The sequence below is a fragment of the Lacinutrix sp. MEBiC02404 genome (assembly GCF_053601575.1).
The window spans coordinates 1-19810 of sequence record NZ_JBSHNV010000165.1 but is presented as its reverse complement, the minus strand read 5'-3'; the positions used below and the strand labels follow the sequence as shown (position 1 = coordinate 19810).

18 protein-coding genes are annotated in these 19810 nt (G+C 31.5%); 12 read left to right on the top strand and 6 right to left on the bottom strand.

Going from position 1 to position 19810, the window contains the following annotated elements; genetic code table 11:
- Nucleotides 1-220 precede the first annotated feature (220 nt).
- The 11 genes from ACVCXO_RS07995 (at nucleotide 221) to ACVCXO_RS07945 (ending at nucleotide 14650) form a co-directional block, all read left to right on the top strand.
- Entirely contained in the window at nucleotides 221-3820 is a 3600-nt protein-coding gene (locus ACVCXO_RS07995) for an FG-GAP-like repeat-containing protein (RefSeq protein ID WP_452229073.1), read from the top strand.
- Between the two features lie 164 nt (nucleotides 3821-3984).
- A complete protein-coding gene (locus ACVCXO_RS07990; protein ID WP_452229072.1) occupies nucleotides 3985-4452 on the top strand; it encodes a phage tail protein in 468 nt (155 codons plus the stop codon).
- A gap of 4 nt (nucleotides 4453-4456) precedes the next feature.
- Nucleotides 4457-4912 carry a phage tail protein gene (locus ACVCXO_RS07985; protein WP_452229071.1) on the top strand — a complete coding sequence of 152 codons (456 nt, stop codon included), beginning with the start codon at nucleotides 4457-4459 and terminating at the stop codon, nucleotides 4910-4912.
- Between the two features lie 51 nt (nucleotides 4913-4963).
- Nucleotides 4964-6205: a CIS tube protein gene (locus tag ACVCXO_RS07980; protein WP_452229070.1), complete on the top strand. Its 1242-nt coding sequence runs from the start codon at nucleotides 4964-4966 to the stop codon at nucleotides 6203-6205.
- Between the two features lie 171 nt (nucleotides 6206-6376).
- On the top strand, nucleotides 6377-7996 hold the full coding sequence (ade, locus tag ACVCXO_RS07975; protein WP_452229069.1) for an adenine deaminase: 1620 nt from the start codon (nucleotides 6377-6379) through the stop codon (nucleotides 7994-7996).
- Nucleotides 7996-8952: a YheT family hydrolase gene (locus tag ACVCXO_RS07970; protein ID WP_452229068.1), complete on the top strand. Its 957-nt coding sequence runs from the start codon at nucleotides 7996-7998 to the stop codon at nucleotides 8950-8952. The genes ade and ACVCXO_RS07970 overlap by 1 nt, the downstream gene beginning before the upstream one ends.
- Before the next feature lie 233 nt (nucleotides 8953-9185).
- Nucleotides 9186-11660 carry an ATP-dependent Clp protease ATP-binding subunit gene (locus tag ACVCXO_RS07965; RefSeq protein WP_452229067.1) on the top strand — a complete coding sequence of 825 codons (2475 nt, stop codon included), beginning with the start codon at nucleotides 9186-9188 and terminating at the stop codon, nucleotides 11658-11660.
- Between the two features lie 63 nt (nucleotides 11661-11723).
- Nucleotides 11724-12170 carry a hypothetical protein gene (locus ACVCXO_RS07960; RefSeq protein WP_452229066.1) on the top strand — a complete coding sequence of 149 codons (447 nt, stop codon included), beginning with the start codon at nucleotides 11724-11726 and terminating at the stop codon, nucleotides 12168-12170.
- Between the two features lie 2 nt (nucleotides 12171-12172).
- Nucleotides 12173-13519 carry a DUF5458 family protein gene (locus tag ACVCXO_RS07955; RefSeq protein ID WP_452229065.1) on the top strand — a complete coding sequence of 449 codons (1347 nt, stop codon included), beginning with the start codon at nucleotides 12173-12175 and terminating at the stop codon, nucleotides 13517-13519.
- 73 nt (nucleotides 13520-13592) lie between these two features.
- Nucleotides 13593-14243: a hypothetical protein gene (locus tag ACVCXO_RS07950; protein WP_452229064.1), complete on the top strand. Its 651-nt coding sequence runs from the start codon at nucleotides 13593-13595 to the stop codon at nucleotides 14241-14243.
- A gap of 2 nt (nucleotides 14244-14245) precedes the next feature.
- Nucleotides 14246-14650: a hypothetical protein gene (locus tag ACVCXO_RS07945; protein ID WP_452229063.1), complete on the top strand. Its 405-nt coding sequence runs from the start codon at nucleotides 14246-14248 to the stop codon at nucleotides 14648-14650.
- 135 nt (nucleotides 14651-14785) lie between these two features.
- Here the strand turns inward: ACVCXO_RS07945 and ACVCXO_RS07940 are convergent, their stop codons facing one another.
- The 3 genes from ACVCXO_RS07940 to ACVCXO_RS07930 all read right to left on the bottom strand — a co-directional run bounded on the left by ACVCXO_RS07940 (nucleotide 14786) and on the right by ACVCXO_RS07930 (nucleotide 16856).
- Entirely contained in the window at nucleotides 14786-15370 is a 585-nt protein-coding gene (locus tag ACVCXO_RS07940) for a hypothetical protein (RefSeq protein WP_452229062.1), read from the bottom strand.
- Nucleotides 15371-15671: 301 nt separating this feature from the next.
- Nucleotides 15672-16343 carry a hypothetical protein gene (locus ACVCXO_RS07935; protein ID WP_452229061.1) on the bottom strand — a complete coding sequence of 224 codons (672 nt, stop codon included), beginning with the start codon at nucleotides 16341-16343 and terminating at the stop codon, nucleotides 15672-15674.
- A gap of 6 nt (nucleotides 16344-16349) precedes the next feature.
- The gene (locus ACVCXO_RS07930; protein WP_452229060.1) at nucleotides 16350-16856 is read right to left on the bottom strand and encodes a hypothetical protein; all 507 of its coding nucleotides are present in this window, start codon (nucleotides 16854-16856) and stop codon (nucleotides 16350-16352) included.
- Nucleotides 16857-17052: 196 nt separating this feature from the next.
- Here ACVCXO_RS07930 and ACVCXO_RS07925 point away from each other — a divergent pair, with 196 nt between their 5' ends.
- Nucleotides 17053-17823 (top strand): hypothetical protein, encoded by a 771-nt coding sequence (locus ACVCXO_RS07925; protein WP_452229059.1) that lies wholly within the window; start codon nucleotides 17053-17055, stop codon nucleotides 17821-17823.
- Nucleotides 17824-18116: 293 nt separating this feature from the next.
- Here the strand turns inward: ACVCXO_RS07925 and ACVCXO_RS07920 are convergent, their stop codons facing one another.
- The 3 genes from ACVCXO_RS07920 to ACVCXO_RS07910 are packed head-to-tail and all read right to left on the bottom strand — an operon-like array spanning nucleotide 18117 to nucleotide 19574.
- Nucleotides 18117-18821: a hypothetical protein gene (locus ACVCXO_RS07920; RefSeq protein WP_452229058.1), complete on the bottom strand. Its 705-nt coding sequence runs from the start codon at nucleotides 18819-18821 to the stop codon at nucleotides 18117-18119.
- Nucleotides 18822-18827: 6 nt separating this feature from the next.
- Complete coding sequence (locus tag ACVCXO_RS07915; RefSeq protein WP_452229057.1) at nucleotides 18828-18995, bottom strand: hypothetical protein; 168 nt, start codon at nucleotides 18993-18995, stop codon at nucleotides 18828-18830.
- A 24-nt stretch (nucleotides 18996-19019) separates the two neighbouring features.
- Nucleotides 19020-19574 (bottom strand): REP-associated tyrosine transposase, encoded by a 555-nt coding sequence (locus tag ACVCXO_RS07910; protein WP_452229056.1) that lies wholly within the window; start codon nucleotides 19572-19574, stop codon nucleotides 19020-19022.
- Nucleotides 19575-19810 lie beyond the last annotated feature (236 nt).

Below are 19810 nucleotides of genomic sequence, written 5' to 3'. Positions count from 1 at the left end.
TTTTTTGTTTTATATTAAAGTGACTTTTCAATTTAATTGTAGAGCACATTGTTCTGTTCTTGCAATTCGTTTTTAATTTGCTCGGGCAATTAATAATTTTGAAGATCTTAAAAAGCTATAGGTGATTCTAGATTTAAAATGGTCTAGTTTTGAAGTGTATTTGTAAAATAATTTATTTATTTATTGTAAGTTAGTATCCTAAATCTATTAGACCTAAATTATGAAAAAACAAGTACTCCTATTCCTTTTTACTTTTTGTCTTACTTTTTATGCAACTGCCCAAATAGGGTTTCAGGAAAATGTAATCATTGATGATACCTATAACCCAAAAGGAATCAGAGATATTTCAATTGCCGATATAGACAGTGATGGCGATTTAGATATTCTCACAGCATCTTTTCAAGGGGAAAATGTATATAAAATTGCATGGAACGAGAATTTAGATAACAATGGTGTTTTTGGTGTACAAAAAAACATATTTACCATAGAAATTTCTACAAGTTCTTTAGTGGATGCTCAAGCTAAAGATATAGATAATGATGGCGATATAGATATACTATTTTCTTATGGTAATGGAGGGGATTCTTTTACTATAGCTTGGTTTGATAATGTAGATGGATTAGGAACTTTTAGTGAAGAACAACTAATTGGAACATCTGATATTACAGATATTGTAGCTTTAGACATTGATAATGATGGCGATTTAGACGTAACAGGAAATATTAATAATTCGCTAACCAGAGTATGGTATGAAAATACTACTGGTTTGGGCGATTTTGGTAGTGAGCAAGTATTGGCAAATAATATAAATATTAATAAATTAGTATTTGCAGATATAGATGGTGATGGTGATTTAGATATGTATGATAGTAAAGAAACTAGTTTAGATGTTTTTTATTGGTATGAAAGAACTACGCTTTTTGGTGAATTTATAGAACATACTATAGATTATCCAGTTACAACTTTACAAAAATTTTATCTTGTAGATATTGATGAAGATAATGATCTAGATTTAGTAAGAGCGGCAGGAGATATCCTTTTACATAGAAATGATGGTTCTGGAAATTTTGGTTCCGAAGAGATAATTGGAACAGGAGTCACTTTAGGTGTTTTACACATTGAAGATTTAGATGGTGATGGTTTTAAAGATCTTTTAGTTGCATCGCAATATGAAGATGAAGTAGTATGGTATAGAAGTATAGATGGTGATGGTAATTTTGAGAGTAGTCAAGATTTAAATATAGAAACAGATCCGTTAAATGCTCTTTTTTATCATGATTTTAATGGGGATGGTGATACAGATATTCTTTCCTTCTCAGGATCAGATCAAAGCTCTCATATTCTTAAATTACATAAAAACTTAGATGGTATAAGTAATTTTAATGGAGGAGATATTATTGAACAAAATGCAGATATGCCTAAATCTGTATATTCGGCAGATATAGATGGTGATGGTGATATGGATGTTATATCTATATTTCATGGAGATAATGAAATTTCATGGTATGAAAACATGGATGGTTTGGGTACTTTTAGTCTATCGCATGTAATTACTACTAACTTTACTGATGGTTTAGATGTACATTTAGACGATATAGATGGAGATGGAGATATAGATGTATTAGCTGTGCCTGAACGTGCTTTATTTGACCCTAAAGTAGTATGGTTTGAAAATATAGATGGTCTAGGGAATTTTGGTTCAGAGCAAATTATTACAACCGCTATTAGTACCGCAACCTCTATTTATACTTCAGATATGGATGGCGATGGCGATAAAGATGTGCTTACTTCTTCAGAATTTGATGATAAAATTGCATGGTTTGAGAATCTGGACGGTCAAGGTTCTTTTGGTACAGAGAACATTATTACAGTTAATGCAAATGGTGCTTTCTCTGTTTATGCTCAAGATATGGATGGGGATGGAGATATGGATGTGCTTTCAGCTTCCAAGTATGATGATAAAATAGCTTGGTATGAAAATGTAGATGGATTAGGGGATTTTGGTGACGAACAAATTATTAGTCAAAATGATGATGGAGCGTCTTTAGTATATGCGATTGATATAGATAATGATGGTGATTTGGATGTGCTTTCTGTGTCTGAAAATATCGCTAAAATTTCATGGTATGAAAACCTAGATGGTTTAGGAGATTTTGGACCAGATAATATTATAGATACTAACGGTTCTACATTTTCTTTTGGAGATAAAACTTTAGCTGTTTTTCCAATGGATGTAGATGGCGATGGAGATATAGATGTTTGCTCTGCTACTTCAAGGGAGAATAAAATATCTTGGTATGAAAACATAGATGGATTAGGGAGCTTTGGAACAGAACAAATAATATCTACAGATGCCGACGGAGCTAATTCAATTTTTGCAATGGATATAGATAATGATGGAGATATGGATATCATTTCATGTTCTGAAGACGATGATAAAATTGCGTGGTATAGAAATATTGGTATTGTTGCGAATGAAATTAATGGAATTTTAAGTGTAGATTTAAATGCGGATGGCTGTGATGCTTCAGATCCTACGCTTGAAAATATAATGATTTTGACGGAAAGTGATTCAGAAAACCTTGCTACCTTTTCATTAAGTAATGGATTTTATCAGCTTTTCCCAAATGAAGGCGAATATACAACTTCTATAACATCGCAATTACCGTATTACTATGTTTCTAATCCAACATCACAAACCTCTACTTTTACTGGAGTTGGTAATGTAGATACCATCGAGTTTTGTTTAGAGCCAATAGGGTTGGTAAATGATTTGGTTGTTAGCGTTTATCCTTCTTTTGATGATCCTAGACCAGGATTTGATACTACGTATCGCATCGTGTATAAAAATATAGGTACAACGACTATGAGTGGTACTGTAACTTATGAATTTGATGATACAAAACTTTATTTCGTAGAAGCTACTGAATCTGTTGCATCGCAAACTACAAACACGGTAACTTTTGATTATTCCGATTTAAACCCGTTTGAAACTAGAATAATAGATGTAGTATGCAGCTTATTTACTTTACCTACTACAAATCTTGGAGATATTTTAAACGCATCCGCAACAATTGAACCAATTACAGGAGATAACACTCCAGAGGATAATATATTTTTATTAAATCAAACCGTAATTGCTTCTTACGATCCAAATGATATTAGCGTTTTAGAAGGGGAAGAGATTCTATTAGAAGATGCAGATAAATACTTACACTATATCATTCGTTTTCAAAATACAGGAACCGCAAGTGCCATTAATGTGCATATAGAAAATGTACTGGATGATAAGTTAGACTATACTACCATGCAGATAGAAAGTCTAAGCCATACCGGAAAAGTAGAAATTACAAATGGTACGATGGTTGATTTTATATTTGATAATATTAATTTAGCAGATAGTACCAATGATGAACCAAACTCACATGGGTTTATCGCTTATAAAATAAAGCCAAAAAGTGATGTGACAGTTGGAGATGTTTTTTATAATACGGCAGATATTTTCTTCGACTTTAACCCAGCAATTACAACAAATACAGTTGCAACAGAGATTGTGGAAAATTTATCTATGGAAGAATTCAATAGTAATAATTTTTCTATCTACCCAAACCCAACAGAAAGTCTGCTTACCATTAAAAGTAAAGTAGCTTTAAATAGTTTGACTATTTATGATGTGAACGGAAGGAAATTAAATGCCATAGAATTATCAAATAATGCATTACAATATCAATTAGATGTAACTACATTATCTAACGGAATATACTTTTTAGAGATAATTTCAGAAAATGCAAAACAAACGCAGAAGTTTATTAAAAAATAAATTTTAGTAAAAAATTATTTTAAAGAGCTTCCGTTTTAATGGAAGCTTTTTTTTGTTATATGGAATGGTGAAAATCTCCAGTAAAATATGTATATTTATATTGTAAAATATTGATTTGTAGGATTTTGCGTTTATTTTAACGAATTAATTTTAAATATAAAGTTATGGCTGCAGTTGGAGATTACCCTTTGGTGAAATTTCATTTCTCCGTAGAATGGGGAGACGATTTTAGATTAGACTTCTCAGAAGTAAGCGGATTAGATTTTGAAACACAAGTCATAGAATATCGTTCCGGAATTAGCAAAAAATATAATAAATCCAAGCAACCAGGTCTCACTAAGTATAGTGATGTTACCTTGAAAAGAGGCACGTATCAAGGAGATTTCGACTTTTTTAAAGAGTGGCAAAAAACATATTTTTTTCAAGAAGGAAACAGTACTGGATCTTTATATAGAAGAAGTGTATCTATAAAGCTGCTCAATGAAAATCATGAGCCCATAGTAACATGGCTTCTGGAAAATGCTTGGCCAAGTAAAGTGCAATCGGCAAGTTTAAAAGCAGATAGTAATGAAATTGCTATAGAAAGCATGATATTAGTGCATGAAGGGATACGTATTTTAGAAGCAAAATAACACAATGGCCAAAGATGTATATCCTATTGTTGGTTTCCATTTTAATGTAACTTTTGTTGGTTTGTCTAAAACGAAACAATTACAAGTGGGCTTTCAGTCTGTTGTTGGGTTGCAGGCACAAATGCAGAGTAAACCCTTAGTAGAAGGTGGCGAAAATAGATTTGTGCATCAACTTCCTTCCGGTATTATTTATACACCACTCACCTTAAAAAAAGGAATGGTTACCCAAGAAAATACAGCGCTAGTGCATTGGTGTCAAGAGGCTTTTCAAAATCATGTAAAACATCCAATTGAAGCAGTAGATATAGATGTTTTAGATGAAAAACATGCCGTTTTATTACGTTGGCGCTTATTTCATGTGTGGCCAATGCGTTGGGAACTAGGGAAGCTGAATGCAGAGAAAGGAGAGATTCTTATAGAGACTTTGGTCTTGAAATATAATTACTTTCAACCCATTTAATAACTGCGATCTATACACAAATTTTTACAATAAAATATTTTAAAAGGAATTATGGGAAGTCCAGAAAAACAAATTAAGGTTTTGATTTTTGCTTACAACGATAGAAGCTTTTCTACATTGTGTAAATTACAATCAAACCCAATTTCACTACCCGTTAACCCTAAAGGGTTTTCTCAAAACTACCGATTAACAACCAACAAAATAACCATTAAATCGTATGTAGTGTCAGAACCAAAAGAGTTAAAGTTGGATTTTATTTTGGACGGCACAAATACCATTGCTGGTTATACTTATAATTCCATTAATCATGCGGTTAAAGAGCAACTAGCCCTTTTTGTGCACACGGTTTATTTTAAAAAGGCTAGTGAAAAGTATCCTCGGTTTTTAAAAATTAAATGGGGAGATAGTTTGGCGTTTACGGGAATTCTTTCCGATTTAAATTTAAACTATACCTTGTTTGAACCTAATGGCGATCCGTTGCGAATAGAAGTTAGCGCAACGTTTTCTAGTATTCCCAATACAGTAAAAAATGCAGAAGTTTTAGAAACAACATGGAATTGGGATCATCTAGTTTTAAATGATAAAACAAAGGAAGGATTAGAAGATGTATTAGATTGGATAGCACATAGCGCGGTGCTTTTTAAAGAATGGGAAATGTCTAATAAAATAAAACCTAGTTATTTCGCGCTATTTCATGGACCTCCAGGTACAGGGAAAACTTTAACAGCAACTTTATTAGGAAAGAAAACCAATCAAAAGGTATATCGAGTAAACCTATTTCGTATGCTTTCAAAATATATTGGGGAGACCGAAAAAAATCTAATGGAGGTGCTTCGTTTTGCTGAAAAATCGAATAGTATTTTATTTTTTGATGAAGCGGATTCACTATTTGGAAAAAGAACGGAAGTTGGAGATGCACATGACGGTTATGCAAATCAAGAAATTTCTTATCTATTAAATATAATGGAGAACTTTAACGGCATTATCATTTTTGCGGTTAAGGATAGTATTCAAGACCCAGAAATTAGTCGGAGGTTTCAAGTAAAAGTGCCTTTTTTCTTACCTAATGCCGCCGAAAGATTTAAACTATGGCAAAATGCACTTCCTGAAAAAACGAAGCTAGATCCAAAAATAAATCTAGAAATGCTTTCTGAAAAACATGAATTGAGCGCAACAGAAATAAGGAATGTTATCCAATTTGCAAGCTTAAAAACAATTAAAGAAAAAGAAGAAAAGATTAGTGATACTTTGCTTGTTAAAGGAATTCGTCGGGAATATGAAAAACGTAACTAGCAGTTTTATTTACGGATTTTAGTAGACGTAAAGCAAGCTGCAAAATGGTTTAAAAAATAGTTCTGCTAAAACAAAATAAAGCTTCCGTTTTAATGGAAGCTTTTTTTTGTTTAATATTACATTTAATAAATTAGATTAAAGGATAAGATTCCTTTTTTCAAAGGAATACATATGAAATTACAAGGAAACATAGTAGACATACAAAACAAGAGAATCTATACAGGAGAAATCACTATTACAGATGGTAAAATAGCGTCTATTGTAGAAAAAGAAACCACAAGTAATCATTACATTCTTCCAGGTTTTATAGATGCACACATACATATTGAAAGTTCGATGCTAGTGCCAAGCGAATTTGCGAAACTAGCAGTACAGCATGGAACCGTTGCTACCGTTTCTGATCCGCATGAAATAGCAAACGTTTTAGGCGTTCCTGGTGTGGAATTCATGATTGAAAACGGAAAAAAAGTGCCTTTTAAATTTAATTTTGGTGCACCAAGTTGCGTTCCTGCAACTAGTTTTGAATCTGCTGGAGCAATTATAGATTCCGAAGGCATAAAAAAGCTAATGGAAAATCCAGATATTAAGTATTTGGCAGAAATGATGAATTATCCTGGTGTTTTGTTTGATGATGAAGAAGTGCTTAAAAAAATAGCACATGCAAAAGCGAATAATAAACCGGTAGATGGTCATGCTCCAGGCGTTCGAGGAGAAGATATTACCAAATATATAGCGGCAGGTATTTACACCGATCACGAGTGTTTTACCTATGATGAGGCTTTAGAAAAACTGCAAAAAGGAATGAAAATTCTAATTCGTGAAGGTTCTGCAGCCAAAAACTTTGAAGCGCTAATCGATTTAATGCCAAAACATTTTGAAAATATGATGTTTTGTAGTGATGATAAGCATCCAGACGATTTAATCATTTCGCATATCAACGCATTGTGTGCAAGAGCAATCGCTAAAAATATAGATGTATTTCAAGTATTGCAAGCAGCATGTATCAATCCGGTGAAACATTATAATCTAGATGTTGGTTTATTGGAAGTTGGGGATGCAGCAGATTGTATTGTGGTAGAAGATTTAACCAATTTTAAAACGCTTCAAACCTACGTAGATGGGGAATTGGTGTATGACTTCGGAAAGGTTAATATTAAAGATGTAGCTTTTAAAAATCTGAATAATTTTAATACGGAAAAGAAAACGGTTTCCGATTTTAGATTCGATTCCTCTGCTGAAAAAATTCGGGTAATTGAAGCTTTAGAAGGGCAGTTAGTAACTAACGAGCTGATTGAAGAAGCTACCATTGAAAATGGAAACCTGGTTTCTAATACCGAAAATGATATCCTAAAAATGACGGTCGTAAATCGCTATAATAACGATAAACCAGCAATCGCATTTATAAAGAATTTCGGATTAAAAGAAGGCGCAATAGCAAGTTCTGTTGGTCACGATTCGCATAATATTATTGCTGTTGGTGTTTCTGACGAAGCGATTTGTAAAGCGGTAAATCTAATCATTGAAAATAAAGGCGGAATTTGTGCGATTAGCAATTCCGAAGAAAAAATTGTTCCACTTCCAGTTGCAGGAATTATGAGCGATCAAGATGGTGCCACTATTGGTAAAGATTACGCAGATTTGGATAAAATGGCAAAACAATTAGGAAGCACGTTGCATGCACCTTATATGACTTTATCTTTTATGGCTTTACTGGTCATTCCAGATTTAAAATTAAGTGACAAAGGACTATTTAGTGGTACCGATTTTAAATTTACTAGTTTAGAAGTGTAATGCCAATACTTAACACCACATACAAACCACCCTTTTTATTTAGAAACGGAAATATTGCTACCATATATTCTGGACTAATCCGAAAAGTAAAAATCAAACAAACTCGGGAACGCTTAACGCTTAGTGATGGCGATTTTCTAGATTTAGATTGGAGTTATGCAAAAGAAAAATCCAACAAATTAGTGATTGTTTTACATGGTTTAGAAGGCAATGCGCAACGACCTTATGTTACTGGTCCAGCAAAATTATTTAATGAAAATGGAGTAGATGCTGTTTGTGTAAATTTTAGAGGTTGTAGCGGAGAACCGAACTTAAAATATTATAGTTATCATTCTGGTGCAACCGAAGATCTACACGAAATCATTCAGCATATATTAGAAAATAAAAGCTATTCCGAGATGTATATAAAAGGAATTAGTTTGGGAGCAAATATTACACTAAAATATTTGGGGGAAGGCCGAATGCTTCCAAAGCAAATAAAAGCAGCTATAGCTATTTCTGTGCCTTGTTTTTTAGAAGGTTCTGCTAACGAATTACACAAGCTAAAAAACAAACCATATGCAATCCGATTTAAAAAACACCTAGTAGAAAAATTAAAACCGAAGTTGCTTCAGTTTCCAAATCGAATCACCTCACAAGAAGTCGATTCTATAAAGTTGTTGAGAGATTTTGATGCCGTTTATACCTCTAAAGCACATGGTTTTAAAGATGCAACAGACTATTATACAAAGTCTAGTTGTCTTCAGTTTCTACCAAATATAAAAGTGCCCACTTTAATCATAAATGCTTTAAATGATTCGTTTCTATCTCCAGAATGTTATCCGATAAAAGAAGCAAAAAACAATAAAAATCTACATTTAGAAATGCCTAATTTTGGTGGTCATGTTGGCTTTATTCAAAAAGGAGCATATTACTATAATGAACTTCGGGCTTTAGCTTTTGTTTCCCAATTATAAAGGAGTTGCATTATCTATGATTTTTACGTGAAATAATATTAAAAATTAAGTTTTTGTAGCAATAAATTAGTGTAAATTTATTGTTTAAAAATCATTAAAAAGGATGAAACCAAAATAGTTGGTATTCTCTTAGATTATTTCTAAATTAGTTCCTCCTTAAAGAAATTATTTACCTGCATATGATGACTTTAATGTTTTTTAATCATTAAAAGTAATAAACAAACTTAATAGATATGTCCGATTATGTATTTTCCAATACACTAAAAGAAGCAATTCATATAGCACAAGCGGTTGCAAAAGAATATGCACACAAACAGTATGCATCTGCACATTTACTAAAAGCACTAATGCATAAAAATATAGGTTTGATTAGTTACTTAGATAGTATCGGTCAAGACGGTTATTATGTAGAAGAATGGGCAGAAGTACGACTAGAATCTTATCCGAAAACCACAAAAATTCCAGAGAATCCTTCTGGAGATAGTTCTGTGGAAGCTGTTTTGTATGAAGCAGACAATATTAAACTAAAATTAGGTTTAGAAGAAGTTACAGAACATTGTGTGCTTATTGCATTATGTACTCCAGGTGTTGGCTTTACTTTTGAGCAATTAAAATCATTTTCTTTAACACCAAATGAGATTATTGATAATTTGGGAGTGAAAGAAAGTACCTCGAATACTTCTTCTGGAAAAACGACTACTTCTAACCAAAATAAAGCGATAGGCACAAGTACACTTGCGCAATATTGTATTGATAAAACCTTAAAAGCTAGTAACAATGAGTTAGATGCTATTTCAGGACGGGAATCGGAAATAAAAATGATTGCTGAAATTTTAGGAAGAAGATCGAAGCCAAACGTATTAATTCTTGGAGATCCTGGCGTTGGTAAAACCGTTTTGTTTAATGGATTAGCCTATGCGTCTGTAAATAATAATGTGCCAGAACATTTAAAAAGTGCTAGAATTTTTGAGTTAGATTTTATCAACTTAGTTTCTGGAGCAGGTTATAAAGGTGAAATTGAAGACCGTTTAAAAAAGGTAATTGAAGAGATTAAACAATTTCCGAAAGCCATTTTATTAGTAGATGAAATCAATAATCTAACCGATAAAAATCAAGGAAATCAAGGTTTAGCCAATTTATTGAAATCGGAATTATCTAAAGGAGAACTTACCGTAATAGGAACAGCAACTAATGATGCTTTTAGAAAGCATATAGAAGTAGATGAAGGATTATCGCGTCAATTTGAAACGGTAAGACTGCTAGAACCGAATGAAGATGAGGCACATCGAATGATACAAAACACCGTGTCCTATTATACCGAGCATCATGATTTAGAAATTGATACGGAAACCATACAAGAGGCGATACGACTAGCAAAACGATATAATAAAGAAAGAAGTTTACCAGATTCTGCAATAGATTTAATCGATAGAACGATGTCTGCTGCAAAATATATGATTGAAACTTCTGTTGATGAAATTAATAGTATTCAAGAAAATTTAGAAGTACTAAAAAATAATAAAGAATTAAAAAAGGAAGCGGTTTTAAAAGAACAAATTTGGGAATACGCGTTAATGAAAAACAGATTAAGTTATTTGTTATTCGATGAGTTAGGGGATGAGAACCATTTTGAAAAAGTAAAGACGCCAAAACAAGGATTTACCGCTTTAGATAAAATTTTAAAACAGTTATTAGAAATTGCTTCACAAGAAAAAACGGCCATTAATAAAAATGATGTTGCTTCTACAATAGCAAATAAAACAGGAATTCCAACAGGTAAATTACAAGCCGACGAAAAAGAAAGGCTTCTTAATATGGAAGAAGTTTTACAACGAAGAGTGATTGGTCAAGACCACGCTATTAGTGTGATCACTTCGGCAGTTTTAGAATCGCGTTCTGGTTTAAGTAAACCAGGATTACCAGTCGGTTCTTTTTTCTTTTCTGGACCAACAGGAACTGGAAAAACAGAGTTAGCAAAATCATTGGCAGAATTTTTATTTCAAGACGAAAATGCTATTATTCGTTTTGATATGAGTGAATTTAAAGAAGAACATTCTGCAGCCTTATTATATGGAGCACCTCCAGGATATGTAGGGTATGAAGAAGGTGGATTGCTAGTTAATAAAATAAGACAAAAACCATATTCTATTGTTCTTTTTGACGAAATTGAAAAGGCACATCCTTCGGTTTTTGATATTTTTCTTCAAATATTAGATGAAGGAAAACTAAGTGACCGATTGGGAAAAGTAGGAGATTTTTCAAATGCAGTGGTTTTATTTACCTCTAATATTGGAAGTCAGCATATTGTAGAATCCTTTGATGAAGGAATTATTCCAAAATCTAATGATTTATTAGAAATAATGGGAAGCTATTTTAGACCAGAATTTTTAGGAAGATTAACTGAAATCATTCCGTTTTCACCAATAACCAAAGAAAATGTAGTGAAGATTTTTAAAATTCAATTAAAAGGATTGCTTAAAGCTTTAGAGAAACAAGAAATCACTTTAAATATATCTGAAAAAGCAATGACGCACCTTGCAGAAAAAGGGTTTACACCAAAATATGGAGCAAGACCTTTACGCGGTGTGATTAGAACAGACTTACGCTCGCCTTTATCTAAGATGATAATATCTGGAGAGATTACAAAAGGAGCAAAAGTTTCACTAGATATAGATGCTAAAAAAGAATTAAAGTGGCAATATAAATAAGTTGAAAAACTAATAATTTGCTTATATTTATCATTATTAAAGAATTAATTAAACCAAAATAATATGGATACTTACGGAATTGGTGGTACAGAAGTAAAAACAGATGCTAATGAAGCCATTCAAGAAATACCTCAAAACAGAACCCTCTTTGTTGAAAAATTAACACAAGATCAACCAATAAAGCCAGAAGTTGTAACAGGATTAAAAACGGTAGAAGAAGTTTTTGAACATTACAAGCCAGAAGTAGAAGTAGAGTTCGAAGACATGGATGGTGTTGGTAGAAAAGAAAACTTAAATTTTAAAAATTTAGGGGACTTTGGCGGAAAAGGAATTACAAAACAAAGCAAGTTTTTAAAAGACCTTAACACAGAAAAAGATCAGTATATTAAAATTGTAAAGCAATTAAAAACGAATAAAATTTTAAAAACGGCTTTAGAAAACCCAGAAGCAAAAGCATCTTTATTAGAAGCTATGAGAGCATTACTAACAGAAATTGAAGAAAGCAAATAATTATGTCAAAAGCACAAGAACAATTTTCTCCAGTAGAAAACCCAGCACAGTATTTAAAAGAAAAGAGTGAGCAACTTGCTAAGTATGGCGGATTTGACCTGTTAGAATCCTGTATTGAAGGCGTTCAAAATATGAATCCAGAACGTAAGGCTCGTAAACGAATATTTCTTACCGAACAGGCTAAGAAAGAAGATAGAGAACAGCTTAAAAAAGTATTAGAGATTTGGTCTTCTGTTTTATCCGAATCGGATAGCATTCCAGAAATGGTAGAAGCTTCAGAAACGAAGTCGCAAACGGCTAATGATTCCTTAAAGAAAAACTTGCATAAGGCTTTAGAAGCTACCAATGACTTAGAGAGATCATATCGTTCTATGGCATTATTTTATAAAAATACAGAATCTGATAAGTTGAAAAACATATCGATAATGAATGCAGAACTAGAACAAGTTAAAGATCTAGATAATACGCGTTTTATTGATGCTGTAGCAGAAGAATTAAAATCTACTTATGACCGTTTGGATTTAAGAGATAATTACGGATTATTAGTAATTCCTGGTTATTTAGGATCTAATAAAGTGGTTGAAAAATGGGCTAAAATTGCATATGAAAATAAAGCAATGTTAGTAACCGATTTTGAGCATTTAGATGAGCCGGATGATGTTATGGAAATGTTTGAAGCTGCTAATTTAACAAGTGGAGACAAATATAAGTCGAACGTAATCATGGCTTGTAACTGGTTAGTAGGTAGAGAAAAAGTAGATGAAGTAGGAGAGGAAGATGATTTATATGTTCCACCAGCAGGTGCTTTAGCAGGTAAAATTTACCAAACCTTAATGTCTCAAGTTACTGCAGGTAAAAAGTTTGGTGGTATTAATGAAATAGATGGTGTACGTTTTGATCTTAAAAAGAGTGAAATTGCACATTTAGAAAAAATGGGATTAGTACCAATGGTTAATGAATACGGTAAAGTAATGGCATTCTCTGCTAAAACTTTATTTAATGGAGATAATCTAGGTTTACAAACCTATTCTGTAGTTAGAGTATTCGATTATGTAACCAAAGTATTAATGGATTTCTTAAACCGTCGTGCTTTTGAGAATTTTAATGCAAAAACTAGAAAAGAATTAATGGGACAAATCGTTAAGTTTTTAGATGGTATTACAGGACCGGATAAGCTTATTGAAGATTTCTCTATTAAAAGATTTGAACAAGATCCTAACCAGAAAGATCGTGTGTTTTTAGATATACACATGAAACCTTACTTTCCAGCCAAAAACTTTATGATTAAAATGGATGGTCAAAAAGGAGATGATGGTACAGAATGGGATGCAGATTATGAGCAACAATAAATCTTAAAATTCATAACCTCTTCTTATTCCTTTAAGAAGAGGTTTTTTTTTGTTAATTTTTAATCGTAAAAAAATGCCTTATTATACAAAGAAAACAGATAGAATGGATATTCATATCGAAGCAGATAGGAGTGCTATTTTAATAAAGCAGAAATGGCAATATACTTGGCTTAAAGATGCTACAAGTTCCGATTGGAATTATATTGAAAAGAAAACCTTTCATAAAAAAGTAGATAACCTTATTTGGAATAATTGGGGGAAAAGTTTTTATCTAAAAGTAACTGGTAATTCGGATTTTGCAAAACAATACGCAAAGGTAAAATGGGATGTTAATTTTGATATTGAATGGGTTTTAGAATCTCAACATTGGGAAGTTTTAGTAACAAAATATCCTTCCGGTTATATAGGAAATCCAACAAGTAGTGTTAGTTGGGGTAGTAAAAAAATTAACCTGGATACTAAAGATACCAGTTTAAGAAAACGTGTACTTGCTAGTAAAAGCTATTATCAATATCCATTAACGCATGAATTTGGACATGCCGTTGGAAACTCTATCTATGCAAGCAGTAATATGCATGGAGACGAATATAATCCGGCTAGTGCTTATTATAACGATAGGAAAAGCTTAATGAATATTGGTAATACATTAAAAGATAGACATCTAGATTATATTATTTCGCAATTGAATACGATGTTAAATGCTACAAAATTTTCAAAATATTAAATATGAAATTCTACTATATTCTACTTTGTGTTTTAATATTAAATTGTAATAAAAATACGGAAAATGCTAAAACTACTTTCCATGAAGAAGCTACGCTTAAAAAAGAGATTGTAATGCAAGAATTAGACTTTAATGATATAATGAAACTTAGTAAAAAGGATGCTGTTGAAAAATATGGTGCCCCAAATAAAACAGAAACAGAGGTATTAGATAATATGCACGGAGAATTTTATAATAACATTCAAGATGCTTTTATTGATAGTACTGTTTCACCTGAATTCATTCAAATTGAAGGACTAACCTGGTCCAAAGATGCTATAAATAATATTACTGTTTGGTATCAAATATTAGAAGAAAGCAGTGCGCCCAAAGCCTCTTTGACTTGGGATAAAAAAGCTGAATTTTAATATTTATTCATAAAACTGAATAGTTTCGTAATTACCAGATAAAGCTATCGTTTTTATAAGTTCTTTTTTTATGGATTGCATTACTTCTTCTGTAACCGCAAAGCTATTAGTGAATATGAGATAGATTGCATCTTCTTAGTATACCCAAATCCAGTTAATTGTTTTAAAATAGATTTCTTTTTCTTTATAATTTTTTAGACTTTCAAAAACAGATTTTGCTTTTTTTACACTTGGATATTGCCATTGTTCTATGGTAATATAATTGGCAACTAAGTTATCTTTTGGTGTGATAAATGAATAGTATTTTGTTTCTATATCTAGAAAATTCTTATTATCAAAATCTCTTGCCAATGTATTAATGAAATCTTTAGACTTATAAATATCCATGAATTCTTCAAATTCATTTGGATGTTTATCAAAAGGATACGCTTTATATTTTAAGAGTAAATTTTTTGTAACCGAAGAAATATTTTCAGTACTTTCTTTAGCTTCTTTAGCTAAAAAAGAAATGCTATAAACAGGTATTGCTTTTTTTGTACTTTCTACAATATCCAATGTAGTGTTTTTCTCTTCTACTTGTCTTGATTCGTTTTTACAACCTATAAGCGGTAAAAGAAAGAGAACGATATATACCTTATAACTCATGAATTTATATTTTTTCAATGCCGTTTGTTCGCCTTCTGCATTATGCATGCATTCCCAGCGCGCCAGCTGGCTCATTCGCTAAAAAGATCTACAAGACCTTTTTTATACGCTCTGTTCCCCAAATGGTCTGCTAAAATATAAAAAGCTACCTAAATGAATAGATAGCTTTTATTGTTTAAATCTTTAGTAGAACTTACTCGATACGGCACGCGCTACAAACGAGCGCTAGCGGGGGATGATGGTACAGAATGGGATGCTGATTATGAGCAGCAGTAAAATCTATAATTAATATACAATTACACAAAGTAATTTAAATAAAAAGCACAGTAGAAAATAATTTTTTACTGTGCTTTTTTTATGTTTTAAATTTAAAGTTTTATTCGTAAAATTGAAGTGTTTCGTAATCTCCAATAGCTGAAGCTGTTTTAATAATTTCTGTTTTTATATTTTGCATGGCGCTTTCTTTTACCATAAACGCTGTAGAAAATATAAGATAGATTTTCTCTTTTTGATGCACCCAAATCCAATTAATGGTTTTAAATTTAATTTCTCTATCTCTATACGTTTTTAAACTCTCAAAAACTGATTTTGCTTTTTGCGTAGTTGGATATTGCCATTCTTCTACTGCAATGTAATGCGATTCTTGATTATTATTAGGCACTACAAAAGAATAGTATCTCGTTGAAATATCTAAAAAGTCATCATTTTTAAAATCTCTAGCTAACATTTTTAAAAAACTTTTAGAATCGTAATTCGTTCTAATTTCTTCTAGTTCATTTACAAATTTAAATGGATAAGTAATGTACTGCGATTGCAATTTTTTTGTGATTATAGAAAGATTTTCTAATGTTTTTTGGCTAGTATCTTTCGTGTAGGAAACGCTGTAAATAGGTATAGAATCTTGCTTGTTCTTTGATGATTTTTCAGGTTTTGTGGTGTCTACATTTAGTTCGATATTTGGATTATCGTTGACATCGTTTTTTATCTCTTTTTTACAACTTAGCAGAAGACAAAATATAATAATAATAATTTCTATTTTAAATTTCATAAATTTCTATAACTTTTTAAGTGCCGGTTTTTGGGCATACATATAAGTAATTTTTACAAACCTACCATTACTAACTTCATCTAAAGTATTACAATCGGCTAATTCTAATATTAAATTATTAAATTTTGTCCATTCACCATAACCACATATTTCAATGCAACCAACAGAACCATATCCTTCATCTAAAGGTCTATCAGGTCCTTTATGTACAAAAAAACCAGCATAGACTCTCCAAGCTTTTCCTGGCATAGTAGTTATATTATCCCATTTTAAGGTATACGATTGTGCATCTTGTAAACCTACCATGTGCGCATTAATTGTTTTGGTTCTTTTAACACCAAAACGTATAGCTTTAAATTTGGTTTCAATAATATTTCCATCTTTATCTGTACCTTTTACTTTTACAATATATAAGGGTACTTCATATCTAATTCTATCTGGTCTATAATCATAGCTAGTTAATTTAGCTATACCATTTTTTGAATTGGTTACTGTAACAAAAACTTTGTGCATTTTATCTTTACGTTTTTGAAGTTTTAAATTGGGTTTTAAAAATTTCTAAGTGTACGAATTAATTTACTAATTTATAAAATACCTATCAATAGATAGTTACGTTTTTATTTTTAATTAAAAAATTTGATGTATGTCGTTAACTTTAAATGATTTGTTTCATTAAAACGGTAATGTAACCTTTAAGAGTGAAATAGAAATGACACCATTACAATACAAATCGCAGTATCTTCATTTAAGAGTTCTGGAGAGATTATTACAAACTACTCCAGATCAAGATAGTCAAATAAGAGCAACTATTGTGAGTGTAAGTAAATATAGAAGTGCTAGAAACACTACAAGTACTATAACTGCTACAAGTTCTAGAAGTGCGATTGCATCTGCAATAAATGTAATGGAGAAAACGAGGATTATTGGTTTAATTAGGCAAACAGGTAATAATGGATTAGATCGCGAAGCGGTTTCTAAATGCTTTCATGGAAAGGGTAGTGTTGCAGATTGTCAAAAAACATTAACTGCACTTGTAGCTGTGCATGCTACAGATCATTTACAGTCTTATTGTGATCGATATTTAGGAACAGATTGCTCAGGATTTGTGAATAGTTATTTTAGTAGTGTACATGGTGTGCCTGCAAAAGCGATACGTTTTTATTTTACTAGAGGAAGAAGGAATCAAAGAACCAGTTTTAACGCTTTTAGAAATAACGATGTATTAATATGGTGTGATGTTTATGGTAATACCAATGATGCTAATGAAAAATCAGAACATATAGCAATTATTAATACCGTAAGAGGAATTAGTACCAATGAGTTACAAGCTTTGGTTGTAGAATCTACAGGAACATTTGGCTTGGTACATTCTAATTACACTTTTTTTAATACGCGAATACCAGAGGTTTATAGAATATGTAGACCATTAAAACCAGGTATAACAAATTATGTAAAAGTGGTACCTGCGCTTTTGCAATAAAATGATGTTTTAAGAATTTTAATAAACTTTACGTTTTCAATCATGCTTCATATAACCTTGGTGTTTGTAGTGATTTCGCAAAGGGTGAATGATCTTTTTATTGTTTTTTAGTTTGGGCTCTTCTTGGATTATGAAATTTATATGTATACCTTAAAAATACAAAAAGCTACCTAAATGAATAGATAGCTTTTATTGTTTAATTCTTTTGTAGAACTTACTCGGTACAAACGAGCGCTAGCGGGGTAGCAACGAAGTTACAAACTTTGTAGAGCAGAGTACTAGGCGATGGATATTTATTTCAAAATATCTTCTAATGGTAAAGAAAATGTAACTTTATCTCCAATTCCCAAAACTTTTATTGCAGTTTCCTCTATAACTAATTTTTTCATTTTATTAGCATAAACTAATGTATCTGGAACTGTTTCTAACACAATTTTATTATAAACTTCTTTTTTGTCTTGATAGACTTTTAAAGTTAAAATAAATTTATCTATTGTAACAGAAGAATGTAGTTCTGCAAGTAGTTTTCTAGTTCTATCTGACTTTTTTATTGACAACCTTTCATTGATGAAATTTTTACTTTTTAACTCTTCATAAGAAGCTAACATTTCTGTTGATGGAATTTCATATTTAGTTTCTATCTTTTTAAAAGATTCAACCATATATTCATAAATGAAATCTCTAAACTCATTGTCTGTTTTTAAGGAATCATATTTCTTCTTATCAAAACGAATATAAATACCTATTGATGTACTAGGTGTTATAAATGGATTATCATAGTTAGACCATTTTTTATCATCATAGCCATGCATAAGTGAAATTACAATACCTCTAAATTCTTCAGTCTTGAATTTTAATTGTTTAAGACAATTTAATTCGATATAATTTGTTATATGTTTTGACTTTAAACGAAGGTTATAGCAATACTCAATTATTTGATCCCTATTAATTTCGCTATCTATTTTTAGTTGAAAATCCAAATTTGTTAAAGTCTTCATTTATATTTATTTAGGTGTTGGGAGTTTATGGATATTAGGATCTAAAGTGCCAGCATTAGTATTAGTGTTTGATTGCTCCCAATCGTATATTTTTCCTCTTGCACCTTCTCCAGCATCTATTTCCACTTGCGCGTCATCTATAATCTCAGAACCTGGCGCGCTTTTGTAAAGCATGACTAATTGTTTTTCTATTTCAAATTACCATAGCGGATGTACTTTAACCGAAGGTATTTCTAAATTGTTTTCTTCATAGATTGCATAACTACTGTTTTTCCAATCTCTTTCATGATAAACTAATTCTGAAGCCACAGGATTATAATGTATATAATTTATACGTTGTTCTATTTTTTTGCTAGTATCTAAAATTACAGGATGAAATCCATCTTTCCAAACTTTAAAATTAACACCTTTCTTTACACGCTTAGCAGCATAATTAAATTTAGCTAAAAGCCATTCTCTTCTACTTTCAGGACTTTCTTTTATCGCTTTTATAAATTGTTTTGAGGTGTGTTTTTTAAAATCTCTAATAATGTCCTGCAACTCGTTTTCTTGAGAACTTATAATAAGATGTATATGACTACTCATATATATGTATGCATGTACGGTTAATCCTTTGTTAGCAATACAATAATTTAGAGAGTCATCTAATATTTTAAAATGGGTTGGTCGAATAAATAAATCTACCCAATCAATTATTGTTATTGTCACAAATGTTGGAACTGTACTATCTATAACTTTATATCTCTGAGACATTGTTTAAAGATAACAAATAGCATTGCAAATACTAAAGAAAATTAGACACACTTCACAGAAGTGCGCCAGAGTTACGGATATGTCGCGCGAGTGGTTTTTCTTTCCATTCGTGTAATGGTACGTTACCATCCCAAAGCCATTAGGTTGTGGTGCTTTTAAAGGTTTTACTTAGTCTTCTGCCTAAAGCATCGTAGGTAAAATGTACTTGTAATTTATCTGGTCGTGTTACGGTTTGT

Bases quoted from the DNA above. Each gene is read 5' to 3' on its own strand.
- ACVCXO_RS07960 (WP_452229066.1), top strand. From the start codon at position 11,724: ATGGATACTTACGGAATTGGTGGTACAGAAGTAAAAACAGATGCTAAT.
- ACVCXO_RS07940 (WP_452229062.1), bottom strand. From the start codon at position 15,370: ATGAGCCAGCTGGCGCGCTGGGAATGCATGCATAATGCAGAAGGCGAA.
- ACVCXO_RS07985 (WP_452229071.1), top strand. From the start codon at position 4,457: ATGGCCAAAGATGTATATCCTATTGTTGGTTTCCATTTTAATGTAACT.
- ACVCXO_RS07980 (WP_452229070.1), top strand. From the start codon at position 4,964: ATGGGAAGTCCAGAAAAACAAATTAAGGTTTTGATTTTTGCTTACAAC.
- ACVCXO_RS07965 (WP_452229067.1), top strand. From the start codon at position 9,186: ATGTCCGATTATGTATTTTCCAATACACTAAAAGAAGCAATTCATATA.
- ACVCXO_RS07955 (WP_452229065.1), top strand. From the start codon at position 12,173: ATGTCAAAAGCACAAGAACAATTTTCTCCAGTAGAAAACCCAGCACAG.
- ACVCXO_RS07950 (WP_452229064.1), top strand. From the start codon at position 13,593: ATGCCTTATTATACAAAGAAAACAGATAGAATGGATATTCATATCGAA.
- ACVCXO_RS07915 (WP_452229057.1), bottom strand. From the start codon at position 18,995: ATGCTTTACAAAAGCGCGCCAGGTTCTGAGATTATAGATGACGCGCAA.
- ACVCXO_RS07945 (WP_452229063.1), top strand. From the start codon at position 14,246: ATGAAATTCTACTATATTCTACTTTGTGTTTTAATATTAAATTGTAAT.
- ade (WP_452229069.1), top strand. From the start codon at position 6,377: ATGAAATTACAAGGAAACATAGTAGACATACAAAACAAGAGAATCTAT.
- ACVCXO_RS07995 (WP_452229073.1), top strand. From the start codon at position 221: ATGAAAAAACAAGTACTCCTATTCCTTTTTACTTTTTGTCTTACTTTT.
- ACVCXO_RS07930 (WP_452229060.1), bottom strand. From the start codon at position 16,856: ATGCACAAAGTTTTTGTTACAGTAACCAATTCAAAAAATGGTATAGCT.
- ACVCXO_RS07990 (WP_452229072.1), top strand. From the start codon at position 3,985: ATGGCTGCAGTTGGAGATTACCCTTTGGTGAAATTTCATTTCTCCGTA.
- ACVCXO_RS07970 (WP_452229068.1), top strand. From the start codon at position 7,996: ATGCCAATACTTAACACCACATACAAACCACCCTTTTTATTTAGAAAC.
- ACVCXO_RS07910 (WP_452229056.1), bottom strand. From the start codon at position 19,574: ATGTCTCAGAGATATAAAGTTATAGATAGTACAGTTCCAACATTTGTG.
- ACVCXO_RS07920 (WP_452229058.1), bottom strand. From the start codon at position 18,821: ATGAAGACTTTAACAAATTTGGATTTTCAACTAAAAATAGATAGCGAA.
- ACVCXO_RS07925 (WP_452229059.1), top strand. From the start codon at position 17,053: ATGACACCATTACAATACAAATCGCAGTATCTTCATTTAAGAGTTCTG.
- ACVCXO_RS07935 (WP_452229061.1), bottom strand. From the start codon at position 16,343: ATGAAATTTAAAATAGAAATTATTATTATTATATTTTGTCTTCTGCTA.